17 protein-coding genes and 1 riboswitch are annotated in these 22711 nt (G+C 72.5%); of the genes, 8 read left to right on the top strand and 9 right to left on the bottom strand.

Annotation, left to right across the window (positions count from 1 at the left end):
* Nucleotides 1–184: 184 nt before the first annotated feature.
* A complete protein-coding gene (locus QIS99_RS05490) occupies nt 185–1543 on the top strand; it encodes an SWIM zinc finger family protein (protein WP_282511040.1) in 1359 nt (452 codons plus the stop codon).
* Nucleotides 1544–1611: 68 nt separating this feature from the next.
* The gene (locus QIS99_RS05495; RefSeq protein ID WP_282511041.1) at nt 1612–3549 is read left to right on the top strand and encodes a DUF5691 domain-containing protein; all 1938 of its coding nucleotides are present in this window, start codon (nt 1612–1614) and stop codon (nt 3547–3549) included.
* Nucleotides 3550–3664: 115 nt separating this feature from the next.
* Here the strand turns inward: QIS99_RS05495 and QIS99_RS05500 are convergent, their stop codons facing one another.
* Complete coding sequence (locus tag QIS99_RS05500; RefSeq protein WP_282511409.1) at nt 3665–4081, bottom strand: cobalamin B12-binding domain-containing protein; 417 nt, start codon at nt 4079–4081, stop codon at nt 3665–3667.
* A gap of 356 nt (nt 4082–4437) precedes the next feature.
* Here QIS99_RS05500 and QIS99_RS05505 point away from each other — a divergent pair, with 356 nt between their 5' ends.
* Together QIS99_RS05505 and QIS99_RS05510 are read left to right on the top strand one after the other, a co-directional pair.
* The gene (locus QIS99_RS05505; RefSeq protein ID WP_408909489.1) at nt 4438–5298 is read left to right on the top strand and encodes an esterase/lipase family protein; all 861 of its coding nucleotides are present in this window, start codon (nt 4438–4440) and stop codon (nt 5296–5298) included.
* Between the two features lie 279 nt (nt 5299–5577).
* Nucleotides 5578–7224, top strand: a complete 1647-nt coding sequence (locus QIS99_RS05510; protein ID WP_282511042.1) for a M23 family metallopeptidase — start codon at nt 5578–5580, stop codon at nt 7222–7224.
* 102 nt (nt 7225–7326) lie between these two features.
* Here QIS99_RS05510 and pcrA read toward each other — a convergent pair whose 3' ends face one another.
* Nucleotides 7327–9813 (bottom strand): DNA helicase PcrA, encoded by a 2487-nt coding sequence (gene pcrA, locus QIS99_RS05515; RefSeq protein WP_282511043.1) that lies wholly within the window; start codon nt 9811–9813, stop codon nt 7327–7329.
* Between the two features lie 216 nt (nt 9814–10029).
* A riboswitch (cyclic di-AMP (ydaO/yuaA leader) is annotated at nt 10030–10209 on the top strand.
* A gap of 6 nt (nt 10210–10215) precedes the next feature.
* Here pcrA and QIS99_RS05520 point away from each other — a divergent pair.
* Complete coding sequence (locus QIS99_RS05520; protein ID WP_282511044.1) at nt 10216–11403, top strand: C40 family peptidase; 1188 nt, start codon at nt 10216–10218, stop codon at nt 11401–11403.
* Nucleotides 11404–11515: 112 nt separating this feature from the next.
* Here QIS99_RS05520 and QIS99_RS05525 read toward each other — a convergent pair whose 3' ends face one another.
* A complete protein-coding gene (locus QIS99_RS05525; RefSeq protein WP_282511045.1) occupies nt 11516–11869 on the bottom strand; it encodes a hypothetical protein in 354 nt (117 codons plus the stop codon).
* Between the two features lie 239 nt (nt 11870–12108).
* On the opposite strand from QIS99_RS05525, the gene QIS99_RS05530 reads away from it, so the two are divergent.
* On the top strand, nt 12109–13293 hold the full coding sequence (locus QIS99_RS05530) for a C40 family peptidase (protein WP_282511046.1): 1185 nt from the start codon (nt 12109–12111) through the stop codon (nt 13291–13293).
* 6 nt (nt 13294–13299) lie between these two features.
* Here the strand turns inward: QIS99_RS05530 and QIS99_RS05535 are convergent, their stop codons facing one another.
* The 3 genes from QIS99_RS05535 to QIS99_RS05545 all read right to left on the bottom strand — a co-directional run bounded on the left by QIS99_RS05535 (nt 13300) and on the right by QIS99_RS05545 (nt 16118).
* Nucleotides 13300–13878 (bottom strand): GNAT family N-acetyltransferase, encoded by a 579-nt coding sequence (locus tag QIS99_RS05535; RefSeq protein WP_282511049.1) that lies wholly within the window; start codon nt 13876–13878, stop codon nt 13300–13302.
* A gap of 150 nt (nt 13879–14028) precedes the next feature.
* Nucleotides 14029–14742 carry a LuxR C-terminal-related transcriptional regulator gene (locus tag QIS99_RS05540; protein ID WP_282511051.1) on the bottom strand — a complete coding sequence of 238 codons (714 nt, stop codon included), beginning with the start codon at nt 14740–14742 and terminating at the stop codon, nt 14029–14031.
* A complete protein-coding gene (locus QIS99_RS05545; RefSeq protein ID WP_282511053.1) occupies nt 14739–16118 on the bottom strand; it encodes an ATP-binding protein in 1380 nt (459 codons plus the stop codon). The genes QIS99_RS05540 and QIS99_RS05545 overlap by 4 nt, the downstream gene beginning before the upstream one ends.
* 389 nt (nt 16119–16507) lie before the next feature.
* On the opposite strand from QIS99_RS05545, the gene QIS99_RS05550 reads away from it, so the two are divergent.
* Nucleotides 16508–17842: a PspC domain-containing protein gene (locus tag QIS99_RS05550; RefSeq protein WP_282511055.1), complete on the top strand. Its 1335-nt coding sequence runs from the start codon at nt 16508–16510 to the stop codon at nt 17840–17842.
* A gap of 327 nt (nt 17843–18169) precedes the next feature.
* On the opposite strand, the gene QIS99_RS05560 is transcribed toward QIS99_RS05550, so the two are convergent.
* The 3 genes from QIS99_RS05560 to QIS99_RS05570 all read right to left on the bottom strand — a co-directional run bounded on the left by QIS99_RS05560 (nt 18170) and on the right by QIS99_RS05570 (nt 21059).
* On the bottom strand, nt 18170–18673 hold the full coding sequence (locus QIS99_RS05560; RefSeq protein WP_282511413.1) for a DoxX family protein: 504 nt from the start codon (nt 18671–18673) through the stop codon (nt 18170–18172).
* Between the two features lie 116 nt (nt 18674–18789).
* Nucleotides 18790–20082: a hypothetical protein gene (locus QIS99_RS05565; RefSeq protein WP_282511416.1), complete on the bottom strand. Its 1293-nt coding sequence runs from the start codon at nt 20080–20082 to the stop codon at nt 18790–18792.
* A gap of 191 nt (nt 20083–20273) precedes the next feature.
* Nucleotides 20274–21059 carry a class II aldolase/adducin family protein gene (locus QIS99_RS05570; protein ID WP_282511059.1) on the bottom strand — a complete coding sequence of 262 codons (786 nt, stop codon included), beginning with the start codon at nt 21057–21059 and terminating at the stop codon, nt 20274–20276.
* Between the two features lie 166 nt (nt 21060–21225).
* On the opposite strand from QIS99_RS05570, the gene QIS99_RS05575 reads away from it, so the two are divergent.
* A complete protein-coding gene (locus tag QIS99_RS05575) occupies nt 21226–22635 on the top strand; it encodes an FG-GAP and VCBS repeat-containing protein (protein WP_282511061.1) in 1410 nt (469 codons plus the stop codon).
* Nucleotides 22636–22711 lie beyond the last annotated feature (76 nt).

Here is a 22711-nt window from a genome sequence, read left to right on the forward strand (position 1 = left end):
CTGCATTCCGCCGGACTGCTGCATTCCGGCGGACTGCTGCGTTCCCCCGGACTGACCCGTTCCGCCGGACTGACCCGTTCCGGCTGGCCTCCGGCTCCGGCCGCGACCGTCCGCGGCCTCGCCGTCGAGCATCGTTTCCCCAGCTCAGAGCCGATTGTCAGTGGCAGGCCCTAACGTCGCAGACATGAATCAGCAGGGGGTGCGCTGGACGGCTGATCAGGTGCTCGCACTGGCTCCTGACGCCGCGTCACGCAAGGCGGGAAGCAAGCTGGGCGCGGCCGGGCCGTGGTCCGAGGCGGGGAATTCGAGCGAGGGGGTGGTGTGGGGCCTGTGCAAGGGCAGCGGCAGCAAGCCGTACCAAACGGTCGTGGATACCACGGGCCCCGCGTACAAGTGCAGTTGCCCGAGCAGGAAGTTCCCGTGCAAGCACGCGCTCGGCCTGCTGCTGCTCTGGGCGGGACCGGACGGCGCGGACGGCACGGTTCCGCAGGCGCAGCCGCCGGAGTGGGCGGAGCAGTGGCTGACCGACCGACGCAAGCGGGCGGCCAAGCAGGAGGAGTCAACTCCAGGGGCAGGCAGGGGCGGGGACGCGGAGGCGGCCCGCCGTCGAGCCGAGCGGCGGGCCGAGCGGGCCACGGCGGGGACGACCGATCTGGAGCAGCGCCTGACCGATCTGCTGCGCGGCGGCCTCGCAGGCGCCGAGCGGGCGGGGTACGGACCGTGGGAGGAGACGGCCCGCCGCATGGTGGACGCCCAGGTGCCCGGACTCGCCTCGCGCGTACAGGAGTTGGGGGCCCTCCCGGGCTCGGGCGCCGGATGGCCGGTGCGGATGCTGGAGGAGTGCGCCCTGCTCCACCTGCTGGATCAGGCCTGGCTGAGGCGCGATGAACTGCCCGGACCGCTCGCGGCCACCGTGCGTACGCGGCTCGGCCTGCCCACGTCGGCGGACGGCCCACCGGTGCGGGACCAGTGGCTGGTCCTGGCCCAGTACGACTCGGCCGAGGCCAAGCTGACCACGCGGCGCATCTGGTTGTACGGGGCCGAGTCGGGTCGCACTGCACTGGTGCTGTCCTTCGGGGCGGCGGGGCGGGCTCCGGAGCTCGCGCTTCCGGTGGGGCTCGCGCTGGACGCGGAGCTGTCCCCCTATCCGGGTGCCGGCCAGCTGCGGGCCGCCCTCGGCGAACGCTTCGCGGCCCCGGTGCCGACCCCGCTTCGCCCGGCGGGCACGGGCATCGCTGACGCCACGGCGGCGTACGGCATCGCGTTGCGCGACGACCCGTGGCTGGACTCGTGGCCGGTCACCCTGGGGGATGTGGTTCCCGTCCAGGAGGAGCACGGCGATGGTTGGCAACTCGCCGACGCAGCAGGTGAGCTCGCTCTTCCACTGTCGGACAGGGCCGTTTCCCGGCCGGGACTGTGGAAGCTCGTCGCGGTCTCGGGCGGCGCACCGGTCACCGTGTTCGGCGAGTGCGGACACGGCGGCTTCACCCCTCTTACCGCCTGGCCCACGGAGCCCGGCGCCGAGGCGATATCGCTCAACTGAAGCCGGGCTGCGCGCCCGGCCTCGACTCCCGCGCCTCTCCCGCAAGTTCCCGATGCCCGGAGTACCGCATGAACGCGACGCCCACCGACCACACCCGCCCTGCTCACACCACCACCGCCTCGGCCACCGCCTCGGCCACCGCCTCCACCGCGCCCACTTCCACCTCCGGCTCCGGACCCGACCCCGGACCCGGCCCCGGTCCCGGTCCCGGTCCCGGACCCGGACCCGACCTCAGCCCCGGTCGCGAGCCCAGCCCCGCCCCCGACGCCCGCCCCGGCGGTGGCCCCGGCAGCCCCGGCTGCCACGGCACGCCCTGGGAGGAACTCGTCACCTCCGCCCTGCTCGGCACCGACCGGCGCAGGCCACCCGTGGACGTGCCGCCCGGGAAGGACCTGCCCGCCGCCCTGCTCGACGCGGCGGCCGTGGAAACCGTGCGACGCCGCGCAGGACTGCGGCCCGCCCCGGCCGCCGCCCCGCCCGAACGTGCCGCAGCCGATCCGAGGCCACCGTTGCCCGCGGCCGCCCGGCGCCGCCTCGCCCTCCTCCTCGCCGACCGGCCCGGCACCGGTGGCGGGCGGCGCGGTACCGCCCCGGACCTGACGGAGCTGCTGCCGCAGTGGCTGGCGGTGGCCAACGACCACGGGTACGCCGCGCCCGCCGAGCTGCTGCCCGCACTGCTCGACGCGGCCCGTGGCCGTACCGACCTGAGGCCGCAGACGCTGCACTTCGCCGGTCCACGGGCGCTGTGGCTGGCCCGGCTCAACCCCGACTGGAAGTTCGCGCTGCGCACGTCGCCGGGAGGTAACGCGCTGCCCGACACCAGGGACATCGATGCGGTGCAACGGCTGTGGGGGGAGGGCCTGTTCGCGGAACGGGTCGCCCTGCTGGCCGCAGTGCGGGCCGACGATCCCGAGGCCGCCCGCGAGCTGCTTGGCGGCAGCTGGTCCACCGAGCGGGCCGAGGACCGCCTGATGTTCCTCGACTCGCTGCGCGCCGGGCTGTCCGACGGCGACGAGCCGTTCCTGGAGCGCGCGCTGTCCGACCGCAGTCGGAACGTCCGGGCCACCGCCGCCGAGCTGCTGTCGGCGCTGCCGAGCTCGGCGCTGGCCACGCGCATGGCGGACCGCGCGTCCTCCTGCGTGGCCATGGACCAGACACGCACCGGCATCACGGTGGAGGCCCCGCACGCCTGCGACGCCGCGATGGAACGCGACGGAGTCGTGCCCCAGGCGCCGCCCGGCAGAGGCCAACGCGCCTGGTGGCTTGGCCAGTTGGTGGAGGCGACACCGCTCGCCACCTGGCCGGCGCGCCTGGGCGGTCGCAGCGCCGAGGAGATCACGGCCCTTCCGGTGCAGGACGAGTGGCGCCCCGAGCTGCACACCGCATGGTGTCGTGCGGCCGTACGACAGCGGGACGCCGGCTGGGCTCGGGCGCTGCTCGGCGTGCCCTCCGCCCCGGAGGCCGGGGGGCCCGGCGCGGTGTCTCTCGCCGAGCGGGCCAAGCTTCTGGCGGTGCTCCCGGCCGCCGAGCGGGCCGACTGGGTCGCCGGGTTCATCGACGCACACGGCCTGTCCGAGGCGTTCCAGCTGCTCGGGGTGTGCACCCTGCCCTGGTCGGGCACGCTGGGCCGGGCGGTCGTCGACGCCCTCAACATCGCTCGGGACGCGGGCAGTTACCCCTGGAGCTTCAGCGGGGTGATGGGACTGGCGGAGCGCTGCCTCGATCCCGCCGAGACCAGCCGCCTGGAGTCCCTCACCGCATTGTCCGACGAACCGGAGGACGGCGCACCGGGCGCGGTGGGCTACTGGGCAGAGGCATTCCAGCGCCTCGTCGGCACCCTGAGACTACGCGCGGCAATGGTCGCCGAGATGCATGCGCCGACCGGGTCGGCCACGCCGACCGCGCCGGGTGCCGCCCTCTGCCGTCCATGCGACCCGGGATCCGCGCCTCCGCCCGAGGGGCCGGGCACGACCAGCGGACCAGCGTCGGCCGACGCGCGCATATGACACCGCTCCGGCCTCGGCCCCGTGGAGGACCAGCCCCTCCGCCGCGGCCACACCACGGCACGCCAGCCACACCACGCGGGCCAAGCCCCACCAGCCCCCGGCCCGCCTCTCCGGCTCAGGCTCCTGTGGCCTGCCTGACGTTCGCGCGGACCCACTCCACGATCGATGTCGTCGTCGCGCCCGGCGTGAAGATCTCCGCGACGCCCTGCTCCTTGAGGGGCGCGATGTCGTCCTCCGGGATGATGCCGCCGCCGAAGACCTTGATGTCCTCCGCGTCGCGCTCCTTCAGGAGCTGGATCACCTTCGCGAAGAGGGTGTTGTGGGCCCCCGAGAGGATCGACAGGCCGATCGCGTCGGCGTCCTCCTGGATGGCGGTGTCGACCACCTGCTCCGGCGTCTGGTGCAGACCGGTGTAGATGACCTCCATACCGGCGTCGCGCAGCGCCCGCGCGATCACCTTGGCACCGCGATCGTGCCCGTCGAGTCCCGGCTTGGCGACCACCACGCGGATCGGACCGGCTGCCACACCCATCACTGCCTCCATGTACCGAGTAGCTCCTCAGGAGTCCACCACCGGCCCTGAGACCGCCCCGAGACGTCTCGCGAAAGGTGAACCAGCAGAGGAACGATGTGAACGAACGTTATCTCCAGGATCGCGTACGCGGCAGTTTCGTGGTGTGGAGGGAGGGGGAAATCACATGGTGAGACGCGTTCGCCGGGCGTTGCCCCAGGGGACGGCGGCCCGACCGCCGCACCACGGGCCGGCACACGGGGACCGCGAGGAGATCGCTGCACCACCGCGCCGCCAGCCGCGCGGCACGGTGGTGCGGCGCGCCGGGCACACGGGGGCACGGAGCCGGCTCCCGCGTGCGGTTCGGGAGGTCGGCCGTGAAGGTACTGCCCGTACTGCTGTCGACGTTCGAGTCCTGCCTGCGCCGCCCCGGGCTGCTCCCTCACGGACAGCATCTGCGTTTCTCCACCGCACTGTTGAAGGCATCGGCGCTGGAGCTGGCCATCCTGGCCGGGCATCTGCTCCTCTACCCCTCGGGCATCCGGCGGGAGCGGGTTCCGCAGGCGCGGGCCGAACCCGTGCGGCTGCCGAGCGCCACGGCCGAGCGGCCCGTGCTGCTGCTGCACGGCTTCATCGACAACCGTTCGGTGTTCGTGCTGCTGCGCCGCACCCTGGCCAAGGAGGGCCGGCAGCACCTCATGTCCCTCAACTACTCACCGCTGACCTACGACATCCGGGAGGCGGCGGAGCGCCTGGGCCGGCATGTGGAGGAGATCTGCGAACGCACCGGGCAGCCCGTCGTGGACATCGTCGGGCACAGCCTGGGCGGACTCATCGCCCGTTACTACGTACAGCGGCTCGGCGGCGACCTCCGGGTGCGCACGCTGGTCACGCTCGGCTCGCCGCACGGCGGCACCGATGTCGTGCCGTTGATGAGCGCACACCCGATCGTGCGCCAGATGCGCCCGGACTCCGATGTGATCGAGGAACTGAAGGAACCCGCACCGCACTGCGGGACGCGGTTCGTCAGCTTCTGGAGCGACCTCGACACGGTGATGTCACCGCTGGAGACGGCCGCCGTCGACCACCCCGACCTCAGGGCGCAGAACGTACGGGTGGCAGGAATCGGGCATCTCGCACTGCCGGTCCACCCGGCGGTCACGTCAGGCGTCCGCCAGGCCATCGACTCGGACGAGGCCCCGGCGCGGAGCGCGGGCTCGGCGGCGGTCGTGGCCTGACGCCTCGCACACGCGCCGCTACAACGCGTTGACCTGCGCCGGAGCCCACCCGCGCCACTTACGGGGCGTCAGATCCCCCCGTCGAGACGACGTCGATGCGTCCGATGGTCGAACGCTCTCCGAACGCAGCACCAAAGCTCTGCCCACAGTCCGCCGAAAGGCGGCCGATTGCCCGTTTCCTGAAGCCGGGAAACCTCCCGAAGATTGTCGCCGTCGCGTACCGCCGGGTACAGTCACCGCACTGCTCTGCCCCCCGCTGTCGAGGCGAAAGAGAAGTTGGTGAACGACCAGCACGGCTATGCCGCCGGTTACGACGGCTACACCACCGGTGCCTTCGACACCACCTCTTTTGACGCCGACCCGCTGTTCGGCACGATGCCGGGAGAGACCGGCGCGTACGACGCCGGACAGAGCGGCCAGTGGGACAACAACCAGTGGGCGACGGCCGGCCACGCGGCCTACGACCCGCACAATGCGGGCAGTTACGCCACCGGCAGCTACGACACGACCGCCATGTGGGCGACGGGCGGGTACCAGCCACTCGCCGACATCCCCGGGCAGCCGCTGGCCGACATCCCCGCGCAGCCCGGTCCGCAGGCCGCCGATCAGTGGGACGCCGCCGGCCAGTGGCAGAACCAGGACTTCGAGCAGCCGACCGGCCTGGAGCACGGGCAGTCGTTCCTGGAGACGGGCGCGTACGACGCCACCGCGTGGAACGTCGGCGGAGCCGTTCCTTCCGCCCACGCCGCCACCGCCGCGCCCGCCGATCCCTACGACGTGTACGGCGCCACCGACGTCTACGGCACCACGACGTTCGACACCCCGAACTTCGACGGCGCGAACCTCGACGCCCCGAACTTCGACACCCCGAACTTCGACGGCCAGGCCGCGGCGGGCGCGGGTTTCGAGACGCAGGCCGCCCCCGTCTTCGACCCGCTCGCCTTCGAGACGCAGACCTTCGACCCCATCGAACAGTCCGCCCAGGACGAGCACGCGGCGGCCGAACACCCCGTCACCGCACCGGAGTTCAGCCCGAGCGAGTTCAGCAAGCCCGCCGGGGCCGGGGACGGGGTCTCGCTGCCGAGCCAGGTCGACGCGGCGGACGCGGCCGATGCCGCCGACGCGCCCTTCGCCGACCCGGTCACCCCGGTCGCCCCTGTCGCGCCGGCCGGGCCCTCGCCCCGCAGCCGTAGTCGCCGTCGGGCACCCGCCAAACGTTCCGCGCTGCTGACGGTCGCCGTGCCGTCCGTGTGCGCGCTCGGCGTCGCGGGCATCGCGGCCGCGTCCGTGGCCGGCGGTATGAGCGACGAACCGGCCGACACGCAGACCCAGGCCGCGCCCGACCCGACCACGGTCAAGCCGTCCACGGCCAACAACAAGCTGGACACCCAGCTCGCCAACCTCTCCGCGGACGCCGACGACTTCGCCGACCGGGCCAGCCGTACGCAGGAACGCATCGACCTCAAGGAACGCCAGGAGGCCGAGCGCAAGCGGAAGGCCGCCGAGGCCGCGCGCAAGGAGGCGATGCGGCCGAAGTTCGCGCTGCCGGTGAAGCAGCACGGGCTGAGCGCATACTACGGACAGTCCGGGATCAACTGGATGTCCACGCACTCGGGCATCGACTTCCCGGTTTCGTACGGCACTCCCGTACTGGCCGCGGCGGACGGCACCGTACGGACGCAGTGGAATCCCGCCTACGGGAACATGGCGATCGTGACGACCGCCGACGGCACGGAACTCTGGTACTGCCATCTCTCCAGTACGAAGATCCGCAGCGGTTCCGTGAAGGCCGGCGACACCATCGCGTACTCCGGCAATTCCGGTAACTCGACCGGCCCGCACCTGCACTTCGAGGTGCGCCCCGGCGGCGGCTCGGCGATCGACCCGCTGCCGTGGCTGCGCAGCCACGGCCTCGACCCGACCTGATCCCGGCCGAACTCCGGCCCGCGAACTCGCCTCGGGCGCCTCTTGCCAGAGGCACCCCTTGCGCCAGAGGCGCCCCCTCGGCAGAGGCGCCCTTCCCGTCCGTCAGAGCTTCTCGACCGGCGCGTATCTGAGCAGCAGCACCTTCGGCTTCGGGTCACCGAAGTCGATCGTCGCGCGCGCCTTGTCCCCCGCGCCCTCCACGCCGACGACCGTGCCGAGGCCGAACTGGTCGTGCGTGACCCGGTCCCCCGCCGCGAGCGAGACCACCGGCCTGTCGCCGGCGGTGCGCCGCGTCGCGAAGCCCGAAGGGCCGCCGCGGGAACGGGAGGACGAGAGCGAGGAGACGACCGAGCCGGCCGGGCCGCGCGAGGGCGGCGGCGCGGCGGGGCCGGTGCGCTTCCAGTCCAGGTGCTGGTCGGGGATCTCCTCCAGGAAGCGCGACGGCGGGTTGTACGAGGGCTGGCCCCAGGCCGAGCGCATCGTGGACCGCGTCAGATAGAGGCGTTCGCGGGCGCGCGTGATGCCCACGTACGCGAGGCGGCGCTCCTCCTCCAGCTCCTTGACCTGGCCGAGCGAGCGCATGTGCGGGAAGACGCCGTCCTCCATGCCGGTCAGGAAGACCACCGGGAATTCCAGGCCCTTCGCGGTGTGCAGGGTCATCAGGGTGATGACGCCGGAGCCGTCGTCGTCCTCGTCGGGGATCTGGTCGGAGTCGGCGACGAGGGCGACCTTCTCCAGGAAGTCCGCGAGGGTGCCCTGCTCGCCCTCTTCCCGCTCCTGCTCGAACTCCAGGGCCACGGCGGCGAGTTCCTGGAGGTTCTCGATGCGGGTCTCGTCCTGCGGGTCGGTCGAGGACTGCAACTCGGCGAGATATCCGGTGCGTTCGAGGACGGCCTCCAGGACCGTGGCCGGTCCGGCGCCGGATTCGACGATCGTACGGAGCTCCTCCATCAGCGTGTTGAAGCGGCGGACGGCATTGGCGGAGCGGGCCGCCATGCCGTACGCCTCGTCGACACGCTTCAGGGCCTGCGGGAAGCTGATCTTCTCGCGCAGCGACAGCGCGTCGATCATCGCCTCGGCGCGGTCGCCGATGCCGCGCTTGGGGACGTTGAGGATACGGCGCAGCGGAACCGCGTCCTCCGGGTTGGCGAGGACGCGGAGGTAGGCCAGGACGTCCCTGACCTCCTTGCGCTCGTAGAAGCGGACGCCGCCGACGACCTTGTAGGGCAGGCCGACGCGGATGAAGATCTCTTCAAAGACACGGGACTGGGCGTTCGTACGGTAGAAGACCGCGACGTCTCCGGCCTTCGCGTCGCCCGCGTCCGTGAGGCGGTCGATCTCCTCGGCGACGAACTGCGCTTCGTCGTGCTCGGTGTCCGCGACGTACCCGCTGATGCGGGCGCCTTCGCCGGCCTTGGTCCACAGGTTCTTGGGGCGGCGGCTCTCGTTGCGCTCGATGACGGCGTTGGCGGCGGAGAGGATCGTCTGCGTGGAGCGGTAGTTCTGCTCCAGGAGGATCGTCGTCGCGTCCGGGTAGTCCTCCTCGAACTGGAGGATGTTGCGGATGGTGGCGCCGCGGAAGGCGTAGATCGACTGGTCCGCGTCACCCACCACGCACAGTTCGGCGGGCTCGATGGCGGGCGCGCCGTCGGCCACCGGCTCGCCGTTCCCCACCAGCTCGCGCACCAGGGCGTACTGGGCGTGGTTGGTGTCCTGGTACTCGTCGACCATGACGTGGCGGAAGCGGCGGCGGTAGTGCTCGGCGACGTCCGGGAAGGCCTGGAGCAGGTGGACCGTCGTCATGATCAGGTCGTCGAAGTCCAGGGCGTTGGCCTCGCGGAGGCGCTGCTGGTACATCGTGTACGCCTGCGCCAGGGTCTTCTCGAAACCTCCCCCAGCCTCCGTCTGGGAGGTGCCCCCAGCCGCCTGGCCCGCGAAAGTCTCCTCGTCGATGAGCTCGTTCTTGAGGTTGGAGACCTTGGCGCTGAACGACTTCGGCGGGAACTTCTTCGGGTCGAGGTCCAGGTCCCGGCAGCACAGGGCCATCAGGCGCTTGGAGTCGGCGGCGTCGTAGATCGAGAACGAGGAGGTGAAGCCGAGGCGCTTGGACTCGCGGCGCAGTATCCGCACGCAGGCGCTGTGGAAGGTCATCACCCACATCGCGTTGGCGCGCGGGCCGACCAGATCCGAGACGCGCTCCTTCATCTCGCCCGCTGCCTTGTTCGTGAACGTGATCGCGAGGATTTGGCCCGGGTGGACGTCCCGCTCCGCGAGGAGGTGCGCGATGCGGTGCGTGAGGACGCGGGTCTTGCCGGAGCCCGCGCCCGCGACGATGAGCAGCGGGGAGCCGGAGTGGACGACGGCCGCGCGCTGGTTGTCGTTCAGCCCTTCGAGCAGGGTCGCCGGATCGACCGCGGGGCGGGGGGCGCCGTCGCGGTAGTACGCGTCCCTGGGCGGGGGCGCGTCGAAGCGGCCGCCGAAGAGGTCGTCCGGAATCTCTTCCGGAGCGGGCTCCTCGGGCGGCGGCGGAGGCCCGTGGTCCTTGGGCTGCAGGTCCGCCAGGAAGCTGTCGTCAAAGAGGCTGCTCATCGCCTACCGAGTCTAGGCGGACCCACTGACACCCCGACCCCGGTTCCCGCAGACCGCCCGGTCCAGCCCCGCGACCTCGTGTTCACACGCTCACACAGAGCGAAAGTCACGAAAATGTATCGGGCCTATCGGACACCAACCTTCACAGCTGCCACACGAGTTGGCTACTTTGCCTTCGGGCCGCACGTCCCCCCGCCGGCGAGAAACGCCGGGAGCGCGCGGCCTGCGCCGAGTCCGGTGCGCTCCCCGCGGGCAGCCGGAGCCGGGGACCCACCTTGATCTTTGGGGTGAATCGGTCCCGTACAAGAGCACAACGTACGAGACCGTAGGGCAGCCCTTCCGAACGATTCGCCCGAACCCGACAGCTAACCCGGTAGGCGGCCAACGGAAGGAGCGCCTCCTTTGGCGTCGCACCGCAAGCCGCGGTCCAGGCCGGGTCTCGTACGGACGTCCCAGGCCGTCGGCATCACCACCGCCGCACTCACCTCCGTCGCCCTGCTGTCGCAGACCGCGGGCGCCGCGCCGGCCGAGCCGAAACCCTCGCTCGAAGAGGTCCAGAAGAAAGTCGACGACCTGTACCGGCAGGCAGGCGTCGCGACCCAGAAGTACAACGCCGCCAAGGAGCGCACCGACCGGCAGCGCGGCGAGGTCGACGGGCTGCTCGACCAGGTCGCCGAGCGCGCCGACAAGGTCAACGAAGCGCGCCGCGAGCTCGGTTCACTCGCCGCGGCCCAGTACCGCAAAGGCGGCATGTCCGAGACCGCGCACCTGCTGCTGGCCGACGATCCGCAGTCGATGTTCGACCAGCGGCAGCTGATGCGCCGCCTCAGCGACCGCCAGCAGCGGGCCGTCGACGACTACGAGGCGCTGCAGCGCAAGGCGTCCGCCGAGCGCGGCAAGGCGCAGAAGAGCCTGGAGTCGCTCACCGAGTCGCAGGCCGACCTCAAGGAGAGCAAGCGGGCCGTGCAGGCCAAGCTCTCCGAGGCGCGCGAACTGCTCTCGAAGCTGACCGCCGAGGAGAAGGCGCGGCTCGCCGCGATCGAGCGGAGAAAGGAGGCGGCGGCCAAGCGCAAGGCCGAGGAACTGGCCCGCAAGCAGGCCGAGGAGGAGCGGCGGCGCAAGGCCGAGGAGGCGGCCCGTCAGGAGGAGGAGCAGGGCTCCGGGTCCGGGTCTGGGTCCGATTCCGGTTCCGGTTCGGGTTCCGGGTCCGGGTCCGATGCGGGCGCCGGCACCTCGTACGCCGCCAAGGCGCAGAAGGTGATCGCTTTCGCGGAGGCGCAGATCGGCAAGCCGTACGTCTGGGGCGCCACCGGGCCCGACTCGTACGACTGCTCCGGGCTCACGCAGGACGCCTGGAAGACCGCGGGGATCTCGCTGCCGCGCACCACCTGGGACCAGGTGAAGGTCGGCACGACCGTGAAGACCGCCGACGCGCAACCCGGTGACCTGGTGTTCTTCTACGACGACATCAGCCACGTCGGGATCTACATCGGCGGCGGCAAGATGATCCACGCGCCGAAGCCGGGCGCGAACGTACGCACCGAGTCGATCTACTACATGCCGATCCACAGTGTGGTGCGACCCGCGTAACGCCGCCGCCGACTGCCGCTGCCGACTGCCTCTGCCGGTGACCGCCTCTGACCGGCAGAAGGGCCCGGACCGCCGTCGCGGTCCGGGCCCTTCGTCGCATGTTCGGGGGTTCTCAGGTCCAGAGGGTCGCGATGAAGATGTTCACGGTGGTCAGCGCGCCGACCGTCACGAACATCCCCTTGTCGACCTTCTCCTCGTCGCGCTTCACGTACACGAGGCCGAGGATCACGATCAGCAGCGCGAGCTTCACGCCGATCTTGATGTTGTCGACCGTGGCGCCGTCGGCCTGGTTGAGGCCGACCAGGGCCACGCCGGTGACCAGCATCGTCAGCGCGCCGTGCAGCATCGCGGGGGTGAAGCGTGCCGTGCCCGCGCCCATCGCCTTCAGCTGGCTCAGGAAGCCGCCGAGGAGCGAGGCGATACCGATGATGTGCAGGGCGACGAACACGTTGATGAGTACGTCCATGGTTCGGAGCCTAACGGGGCCCATAGCAGCGCTCGGCAGGCAGGTCCGGCCGGACGGGCCCAACGGTCGCGGGAGGGCCGAAAACCGGCACCACGCGCGCGTGCGCGCGGTCAGTTGCGGTCAGGGTCCACTCTCTGCGGCCAGTTGCGCACATTCCGTCACCACCTCGTGACGCTGAGGTTTAGCGTCCTTGGCCAGGTGACCGGCGCACCACCGCCGCCCCCGCCCCGTAGGGCGGCATGCCGGTCACCCCCGCCGAGAAGTCCGGCGGCGGCCCGCTCCCCGTACGGGCCGCCGCCGGACGCGTCGGGCAGACCGGACACGTAAGGAAGAAGTGGATCGTGGCCGCGCAGCGCAAACACCAAAAACCCAGGCACCGCTCGATCAGTGGCCATACGGCCCGCACCGCCGCCACCCTGGCGCTCGCCTCGGCGGCCTCCGCCGGCGCACTCGAAGGAACCGGGCAGGCGGAGCCCCGGCTCACCGCGGCCCAGGTGAAGGCCAAGGTCGACAAGCTCTACCACGAGGCGGAGATCGCCACCGAGCAGTACAACGGCGTCAAGGAGCGGGCGAAGGCCGCCGCGGACCGCGTCGACACGCTGCAGGACGAGGCCGCCCGCAGGACCGAGCGCCTCAACTCCGCGCGCACCGAGCTCGGTTCGGCCGCCGCCGCGCAGTACCGCACCGGCGCGATCGCCCCCTCCATGCGGCTCGCGCTCGCCTCCGACCCGGACGACTATCTGGACCGGGCGATGCTCGCCGACCGCGCGGGCGTCCGGCAGGCCGCCGCCGTCCGGAGCGTCCAGGGGCAGCTGCGCGAACTCGACCGGCTGCACGCCGAGGCCGGCCGCAAGAGCGACGAACTCGGGAAGCACCGGGCGAAGTTGCGCAAGCACAAGAAGGACATCAACGCGAAGCTGGCCTCCGCCCAGCGCCTCCTCGACCGGCTCACCGCCGCCGAACGCCGGCAGGTCACCGACGGCCTGCACGGCGGCAGCGGCGACGCCCGCGCCTCCCGAGGCCTGCCGCGCGACCTCGCCCGCGACCTCGCCCGCGGCTCCGTCAACGCCCCCAACTCACGTGCCGCACAGGCTGTTTCGTACGCGTATGACGCGCTCGGCAGCCCCTATGTGTGGGGCGCGTCCGGGCCGAACTCCTTCGACTGCTCCGGGCTCACCCAGGCCGCGTACCGCTCGACGGGCGTCTCCCTGCCGCGGACCACGTACACCCAGATCAACGCCGGGCGGCGCGTCGCACGCTCCGAACTCGCCCCTGGTGACCTGGTGTTCTTCTACTCCGGCGTCAGTCACGTGGGCCTCTATGTGGGCAATGGGCAGATGATTCACGCCCCCAACCCGAACGCCCCGGTCCGGGTCGCCCCGGTGGACTCGATGCCGTTCTCGGGGGCCACGCGGGTGGCTTGAGCGCTGCTACTGCTCCGCCGGTCTCAGATCGCCCAGCGGCAGCCACATCTTCACGTCGTCGACACGCTCCTCACCCACCGCGATACCGCCCGGGAGCCTGCCCCACTCGCGGAAGCCGAGGCGGGTGTACAGCTCGATGGCCGAGCGGTTGTTGCCACGCACGCCCAGCGTCATCAGCTCCAGGCCCGCCGTACGCGCGTGCTCCACAAGGCCGGCGACCAGCCGCTGGCCGAGGCCGAGTCCGCGCGCCGCCGGATGCGTCATCAACTGCCGCAGCTCACCGCTGTGCCGGTACGTGGCGACCGCGCCGCGCCGCTGCCACAGGCCGCAGCCCGCGACCCGGCCGTCGACCGTGGCCACCGCGAACGCCGCGTCACCGGCCCGCACATCGGCGAGCACGGCGCCCAGCCAGGCGTCGGTCTCGTCCCTCGGCGGCGGGGCGAGATAGCCGACAGCGCCGCCGTCCGCCGTGACATCGCCTATCAACCGGTGGATTCCGACCTGGAGTTGAGCCTCCTCCTCGGTCGGCCAGACGAGGGCGAGCTGCGGGCGGGTCCTGGCGGGAGCGCCGGAGGAGATGTTCATGGTCAGCCATGCTAGGTGCACCGCCGACGTTGCCCGAAGTTGTCCACAGGCCCTCGCGGAGGGTTATCCACAGGCCGTCCGGGCGGGAACGTCCGTGCGGTACGTTCGCCCGCATGTCCCGCCTTCCTCTCCCTCCGGCCGCGCGGCGTGTCAGACCAGCCGCCTGGCCGTGGCCCACCGCGTCAGCTCATGCCGGTTGGACAGCTGCAACTTCCGCAGTACGGCCGAGACATGGGACTCGACCGTCTTCACCGAGATGAACAGCTGCTTGGCGATCTCCTTGTACGCATACCCACGGGCGATCAGGCGCAGCACCTCGCGCTCCCGCTGAGTGAGCCGGTCCAGGTCCTCGTCGACCGGCGGGGAGTCCGTCGACGCGAAGGCGTCCAGGACGAAGCCGGCCAGGCGCGGCGAGAACACCGCATCGCCTTCCTGCACACGGAAGATGGAGTCGACCAGGGCGGTGCCGGTGATCGTCTTCGTCACGTACCCCCGCGCGCCGCCGCGGATCACGCCGATGACGTCCTCGGCGGCGTCCGAGACCGACAGGGCGAGGAAACGCACCGGCTCCTCGGCGTCGGCCATGAGCGGGGCGCAGCGCCGCAGCACCTCGACGCCGCCGCCGCCCGGCAGGTGCACATCGAGCAGCACAACCTCGGGGCGCGTCGCCGTGATGACGGTGACGGCCTGCTCCACGTCGGCGGCCTCGCCGACGACTTCGACGCCCGTGACGTCCGTACGGCCGATCTCCGCCTGGACCCCCGCGCGGAACATCCGGTGGTCGTCGACGAGGACGACCCGTGCGCGGCGCGCGCCGGGCTCACGCTCGGGCTCGCCCTGCGTCTGTTCGGTCGCGTCACTCATGCCGTGGTCGCCCTCTCCATCTCCAACTCGACTTCCGTGCCCCCGCCGGGCACCGCGCGCAGCCGGGCCGCGCCGCCGTTGCGCTGCATGCGGCCGATGATCGATTCCCGTACCCCCATGCGGTCCGCCGGCACCGCGTCCAGGTCGAAGCCCGGCCCGCGGTCGCGCACCGACACGAACACCGTCTGCCCCTCGACCTCCGCGAAGACCTGCACGGCGCCGCCCTCGCCACCGTACTTGGCGGCGTTGACCATCGCCTCCCGCGCGGCCTGGAGTTGGGCGGAGAGCCTGTCGTCCAGCTCGCAGTCGCCGACGACGACCACCTCGATGGGGACGCCGTACTTGTCCTCCACCTCGGCGGCCGCGGTGCGCACCGAGTCGGCGAGGTTCTCCGGCTCGTTCTCGTCGTCCATGCCGGTGGGTCTGTAGAGCCAGGTGCGCAGGTCGCGCTCCTGGGCGCGGGCCAGCCTGCGGACCTCGCCCGGGCTCTCCGCGTTGCGCTGGATCAGGGTCAGGGTGTGCAGCACCGAGTCGTGCACGTGCGCGGCGACCTCGGCGCGCTCCTGGGCCCGGATGCGCATCAGGCGTTCCTCGGAGAGGTCCTGCGTCATCCGTACGAGGTAGGGGCCGGCGAGCAACGCTATGCCCACCACCACGGCGAGGGCCGCCTGCAGCACGGCGCCGAGGTTCTGGAGTGAGCCCTGCAGCACGAAGATGCCGGTGACTCCGGTGCCGACGAGGACGACTCCGGCGGCGGTGCGCGCCAGGTTCAGCGTGCGCCTGCGGCGGCCGACCTCCATCCAGCGGGCCCTGCGGGCGTTGTCCGCCTGCCGCCAGACCAGGGCCACACCGGCGGCCATGAGGAGCATCGGCCACAGATAGACCTTGCCGGGGCCGCTGACGTCGACGCTGCTGACGAAGATCGTCGCCACGACGACCATGGCGAGCAGCGCGATCAACTGCCCCCTGTCGACCTTGCGGACGACGAGCTTGCGGCGGCCGTCGGGGCCGGTCTCCGTGGTGACGACGGGCTGCCGCTCGGCCGCCCCGGCCGCCCCCGCCCCGCCGGACACACCGGCGCCTCCGGCGCCCCCGACAACCCCGACGCCGCCGACACTTCCGACGCCCCCGACGCCCCCGACGCCTCCGACGCCTCCGACACCGAGCGGGACGAAGAACCAGAAGGCGGCGTACAGCAGCGCGCCCAGGCCGTCAGCGAGGAAGAGGCCGACGAAGACGAGGCGCACCCAGATCACCGGCAGCCCGAGATGCCCCGCGAGCCCTCGCGCCACTCCCCCGAGCCAGCGGCCCTCGCCGCTGCGGTAGAGCTTGCGCAGCGGCTGCGGATCCTCGGTGGCGGGAGCAGGGGTCGGCATGTCATCGATGGTCACACGCTGTGGGGCGGAAGACATCAGGGTCCGACCCCGAGGCGTCCCTGATCTCCTGACCGATCTCCTGACCCCGATTCGGCGATCTTCTGGCTCTGTTTCGGCCTCCGGCCCCCGGTCTCCGTCCCCCGGTCTCCGGCCCCCGGTCTCCGGCCCCCGGTCTCCGGCCTCCGGCCTCCGGTCTCCGGCCTCCGGCCCTTGGACCTTCGACCTTGGGACTGGGGCCCCGGGCCCACGGGCGTGCGGCGCCCGCGACCCGGCCGCGCGCCCCTGACCCGCGCCCCGAGCGCCCCGCACAGGTCTCGGGGTCGGATCTCAGGGTCGTACCAGGGTCGTCCCGCCTGCCGAAGCCGGTCCCGCCGCGTCACCATGGACACATGAACGATCAGGACCTGGCCGGGGCGGGCGCCGCCGAGCCGAGCGCCCCGCCGGGGCTTCGCCGCGAGCGGTCGCACCGCATGCTCGGCGGAGTCTGCTCGGGCCTCGGCCGGCACTGCGACATGGACCCGGTGATCTTCCGCATCGGCCTCGCCGTGCTCGCCGTCACCGGCGGTCTCGGTCTGATCTTCTACGGCTTCGCGTGGCTGCTGCTCCCGCTCGACGGGGACCTCGACGGGGACGAGGAGAGCGAGGGCCGCAAGCTGCTCACCGGCCGGGTCTCCGGCGCCGGCCTGTCCGCCCTGCTCTGCGCGCTCATAGGCTGCGGGGTGTTCCTGTCCATGCTGAACAACGGCGGGGTGCTGACCTTCGCCGTGGTGCTCGCCCTGCTGCTCGCGGGCGCGGGGTACTGGTCGCAGGCCCGCCGCGCCACCGAAGCCGCCCCGGTCGCGACGCAGACGGTGGCCGACGTCCCGCCGGAGGCCAAGGCCCCGCCGGTCGCCGGGGTCACGTCCTGGTGGCGCGACCCGATAGTGAAGGACGGCACGCACGACGGCGACACGGGGTACACGTGGGGCCCTATCGACTTCATCGACGGCAGCAAGTACCCATTCGTCCCCTTCCCGCCCGGCCCCTTCCACGGCACCCACCGGCAGACCGTTCCCGAGGCCGCCGAGCCGAAGCCGCGCGGGCCGCGCTGGATCGGCGGCTGGGTCCTGCTGCTCGCCCTGCTCGCCGGGGCGCTCGGCACGGGGCTCACGTGGACCGGCCAGGGGGGCGCGGGCTCGCTCGGCCTCAGCCTGCAGGCGGGCCTGGCCTGCGCGCTCGCCGTGTTCGGCCTGGGCATCACGGTAAGCGCGTTCCTGGGGCGTACGGGCGCGGGCTCGCTCGTCCTCGCGGTGCTCACGGCGGGCCTGCTGGCGGTGGCGACGGTCCTGCCGGAGAACATCGGGACGAGCTGGACGCGCACGGAGTGGCACCCCACCGGGACCGCGCAGGTACGGCCGGTCTACGAAGTGGGCTCGGGCGTCGGCACCCTCGACCTCACGGGGCTCGACCTGCGCAAGGGCCAGACGATACGGACGGCAGCCGAGGTCGGGGCGGGCCAGGTGGAGGTCGTCGTACCGAAAGACGTGACCGTGCGCCTGACGGCCGAGGTGGGCGTCGGCGACATCCGGTTGCCGGGCGAGGCCCCCGACGACGTGGACATCGCCCCCGGCCAGGAACGCCGCACCACGCTCAGACCCCCCGACGGCACGCCCGAGGCCGGCACGGTCGACCTGAGACTCGAAGTGGGCGTCGGACAGGCGGAGGTGAGACGTGAGACCCCGTGACCACGAGACGGAAGACCCGGCACCGGACAGCCCCAGACCACCCGCACACGCACACGCACCGGCACCCGCACCCACACCCACACCCACGCCCACACCCACACTCACACTCACACCCACACCATCGGGTAGCCCCGACCCGCCCCCCAAGGAGACCCGTATGCTGAGGCACGAGTTTCAGCCGGGAAAGCTCATCGCGGGTGCGGTGCTGCTCAGTGCGGGCGTGACCTACGCGGGAGATGCGACGGGCGCCTGGCACGTCCCGTGGTTCGTGCTGATCCCGCTGGTGTGCGGCGGTCTGATCCTCGCGGCGGTCGTGGCCGCCGTGGCCTACGGGATCCGGCGCCGGCGCTCCCGCCACAGAGCGTCGAGCGAGAACGTGGGGGCGCCCGCGAGCAGCAGCGGGAGCCAGGCCATGAGGTAGGCGAGGTCGTTGCCGAAGTAATACGGCTCCACGGCCCAGCTCACCGTCAGCCACAGGCTCAGCGAGATCAGCGCGCCGCCGAGCGCGGCCAGGCGGGTGAGGAGGCCGACCAACGTGCCGAGGCCGACGGCGAGTTCGCCGAAGCCGATCGCGTAGCCGAAGCCGACCGGGCTCTTCAGGGAGAGGTCGACCAAGGCGGGGATCGCCGAGGAGTCCCGGACGCTCTGCATGGTCTCGGCGATGGAGCCCGCGCCGGAGGCGGACATGAAGGTGGAGTCGGTGAGCTTGTCGAGGCCCGCGTAGATGAAGGTGACGCCGAGGAAGATCCGCAGGGGAAGGAGAGCGTGCCGGGTGAGGGTCGCCTTCAGGCTGCCGCCGTCGGCTCGTGCGATGAAGGGGTCGCTCCGCATGCCGTGTGCCATGGTGCCCGCCGCCTCTCGTTGATCGGCCAACAGACCATACGTACGGCAGAAGGGCCCGGCTCACCAGTACCTGGAGCCGAACGGAGCGTTCCGGGGAGGTGGCCTCAGTCGGTCACCTCGACGGCGCAGCGGTTGCTCTCCACCCCGGCCGCCGTGATGACCTGCACGTCCACACGGCCGGGCGGGATGTCGACCGGGACCGGAACGGTGAGTACCGAGTCGGTGGGATTGGTGAAGCCGCCCGGAACCGGAACGAGGGGGACGTGGACGTGCACGGGTCCGACGCGGACGACGAGGCGGGAGAGCCGGTCGGGGGCGCCGGCGCCGGGCGGCACGAATCCGGCGCCGCGGATCTCGATGTCGTCGCCGGTGCGGATCGGCGCGTCCAGGTCGCCCGGCTCGCGGGCCCGGACCACGGAGAGGATCACGGGCCGCCCGCCCTCGGCGAGCTTGCCCGCGAGATACGTGCCGGCCGAGACAAGGACCAGCAGAGCGAGCCCCCACGGCAGGTCGGGCAGCCGGCCCGGCTCGCGGGCGAGACGTACGGCAAAGAAGGCGAGGGCACCGGAGGTGACGAGGATGTACTGGACGTCGGTGAGGCTGCCGCGGCCCGCGTCGTCGGTGATCAGGTCGGAGGTGCGGGGCCGGTCGGCGGGCACCTTCTGCAGCCGCTGCGTCCGGACGCGTACTACGACGAGGCGGCGCACGAGTGCGGCGGCGGCGGAGACGACCGCCACCACGGCCAACAGGGCGGCGGACGCGTCGAGTCGGAGTCCGTCGAGCAGGGCGGAGCGCTCCCGGCCGGTGCCGGCGAGGGCGAGGCGGGCGGTGAGGAGGAGCACGGCGAAGAGGGCCAGGAGGACCCAGGCGGCGGCGACGGCGCGGGAGGTGGAGAGCCGGTTGTCCTCGCCGACGAGGGGCGCGAGCGCGCCGCCGTGCGCCCGGTGCGCGCGGCCGACGGCGAGGAGGGCGCCGCCGGTCAGGGCGGCGGCGAGGAGGCCCGCGGTACGGGCGGGCGTCCAGCCGGAGCCGATGGCGGTGAGGGCCTGGGCGAGCAGGAACAGGGTTCCGGCGGCGGCGAGGGCGATCAGGGTGCGGCGCCGCATCTGGTGCAGCCAGACCCGGCCCTCGGCGCGGCCGCGCTCGGCGACGACGGCCGCCGACTGGGTGAGGGCGTCGGACGCCCACTGCCGGGACGCGGCCGCCGAGTGGGCGAGGGCGGCAGGCAGGCCGTCGCCGGAGGCCAGCCTGTCGCGCTGAGCGAGGAATTCGGCGACGGCGCGGCGATGCCCGGTGCGCGCCCCGTGCGGGCAGTCACCGCAGGCGCAGCCACCGTCGTGCGCGTGCGGGCAGTCACCGCAGGCGCAGCCGCCGTCGTGCGCCCCCTTCTCTGTCAGTTGCACTGCCACGTGCGCTCCCCATCACTCCAACGCTCCAACGCTCCACGATCCTCTTGATCGCCAACGCCCTTGATTTGATGGGGAATTGTGCCGCACCGGGCAGGCGCACGGGGCGCATTGTCAGGTCAGAGGGGGTGAGCGACGCGGCGCGAGGTTGACTCGATCTTGCCGCCCGCGGCGGGCGCGCCCTACGACAACAGGTCCGGTTCGCCCCGGCTGACGTCCTGCCACAGCGGCTGGCAGTTGATCCACGCCACCAGGTCCGTACCCAACTGCTCCCGCAGCGCCACCGCGTCCTTGTGGCCGATGAGGACCGGACGCCCGGCGGCGCGGGCCTCCAGCTGGACCTGGCAGGAGCGCTCCATGGAGATGAACCACCAGGCGGCCGCGTCGACCGAGTCGCCGACGGTGAGCAGCCCGTGGTTGCGCAGCACGGCCGCCTTGTGGCCGCCGAGGGCGGCGGCGATGCGGCGGCCCTCGTCCGCGTCGACGGCGGCGAGTGTGGCGGCGTCGTACAGCGCGTGGTCCTCGTAGAAGGCGCAGGCCTCCTGGGTGATCGGTTCCAGGAGCTCGCCGAGCGCGGACAGGGCGCGGCCGCGCAGCGAGTGGCAGTGGGCCACGGAGACGACGTCGGGCCGGGCCTCGTGTACCGCCGCGTGCACGGTGATCGCGGCCTGGTTGACGTGGTAGCGGCCGTCGAGCACCTGGCCCGCGCCGTCGACCAGGATCAGGTCGCTGACGGTGATGTGCTTGAAGGGCATGCCGAAGGGGTTGACCCAGTAACAGTCGGTGAACTCCGGGTCCCGGGCGGTGATATGTCCCGATACGCCGTCCTCGTACCCGAAGCGGCCGAAGAGCCGCAGGGCGCCCGCGAGCCGTTCCTTGCGGTGGCGCCGCTCGTCCGCGACGGACTCGTGCACGGGCGGCAGCGCGAACTGCAGCTGGTCGACGGGTATCGGCGTGGGCGCGGGCATGTCGTCCCTCCATTCCTGGTGTACGGAGCGGAAGTTACCGCCGGTCAACCGAAGTGACCAGGGGCGCCCTGTGAAGAGAGTGCGCAACCGGACCCGGTCGGGCGCACAACCGTGCGGGTCCCTCGGAGGTCTCCCTGGGCAGACCACACGCTGCACAGGAGGAACCGTGCGCCACCGCCCCCACACCCTGGCCGCCGGCTGCGCGCTGGCCGCCGCCCTGCTGACCGCCCCGCTCGCCCTCGCGGCGCCCGCCACGGCAACGCCCGCCACCGCAGCGCCCGCGGCCGGGCCATCCGCCGCGACGGCCCCCGTAGGCACGCCGCCGAAGGCGGACTTCGACGGTGACGGGCACACCGACCTGGTGTCCGTCGCCCCCTCGGCCACCATCGACGGCCAGGACGGCGCCGGGTACGTCTCGGTCGTGTACGGAGGCGGTGGCCGCCACCAGACGCTCACCGCGGCCACCCCGGAGGGCGGCGCGGCGTTCGGCGGTGCCACGGCCGCGCGCGATCTCGACGGTGACGGCCACACCGACCTCGCGGTCCAGGACCGGAACACGGTCGTCGTCCACTGGGGCTCGGCGCAGGGCCTCGGCGCGCAGGCCACCCCGCTGCCCGCGACCGCCCGCGCGGGCGGATTCCCGCTCACCGAGGGCGACTTCGACGGCGACGGCCACGCCGACCTGGTCACCACCGACAGCGACCCGGACGCCGAGTGGGGCCAACTGCGCGTCCTGTACGGCCCGTTCGACCGCGACGGCAACCCCGCCCGCACCGCCGACCTGGCCACCGGCCGCACCTTCGAGCCGACCGGCCTGGCCGCGGGCGACCTGACCGGCGACGGCCGGGACGACCTGGTGACGACGCACGCCTTCGAGGAGATGTCGGAGTCCAGCCAGTTCTGGACCGGCACCGCGAGCGGCCTGTCGACCACCGCCAAGTCCCTGCCGGACGCGGCCGCGGCGACCATCGGCGACGTCGACCGGGACGGCCGCGGCGACCTGGTCATCCGTACCGTGCCCGGCGGCGTGGTGGAGAACCTGCCGTACGACGCGGGCAGCATCAAGGTCCTCTACGGCACCGCGTCCGGCCCCTCGACGACCCGCACCACCACCCTCACCCAGAACTCGGCCGGCGTGCCCGGCGCGAGCGAGGACGGCGACCAGTTCGGGTACACGCTGGCCGCGGGCGACGCGAACGGCGACGGCTACGCGGACATCGCGGCCGGTGTCCCGTACGAGGACCTGGCGGGCGCGGCGGGCGGCGGCAAGGACGCGGGCTCGGTGGTCCTGCTCAAGGGCGGCGCCTCGGGCCTGACCGGCACCGGCGCCAAGGCCTACCACCAGGACACGGCCGGGGTGCCCGGCGTCGCGGAGGCGGGCGACCGGTTCGGCGCCTCGGTGGCGCTGCCGCCGGGCCTCGGCCTGGCCGCGGGCGCGCCCGACGAGGACACCACGGCGGCCCAGGGCTCGGGCGCGGCCTGGCTGCGCCTCGGCGTCTCCGGTACGTACGCGGTGAACCCGGGTGACATCGGGGCTCCGGCGCGGGGCGCGGGGTTCGGCTCGTACCTGCGCTGAGCGGCGGCGGAACGGGCCGGGACAGCCGGGCGCGGGCCAGGACATGGGCGGCTACGTGCGCGTCGCGGGCCGCGCC

The sequence above is a fragment of the Streptomyces solicavernae genome (assembly GCF_029968095.1).
GTDB classification, from domain to species: domain Bacteria; phylum Actinomycetota; class Actinomycetes; order Streptomycetales; family Streptomycetaceae; genus Streptomyces; species Streptomyces solicavernae.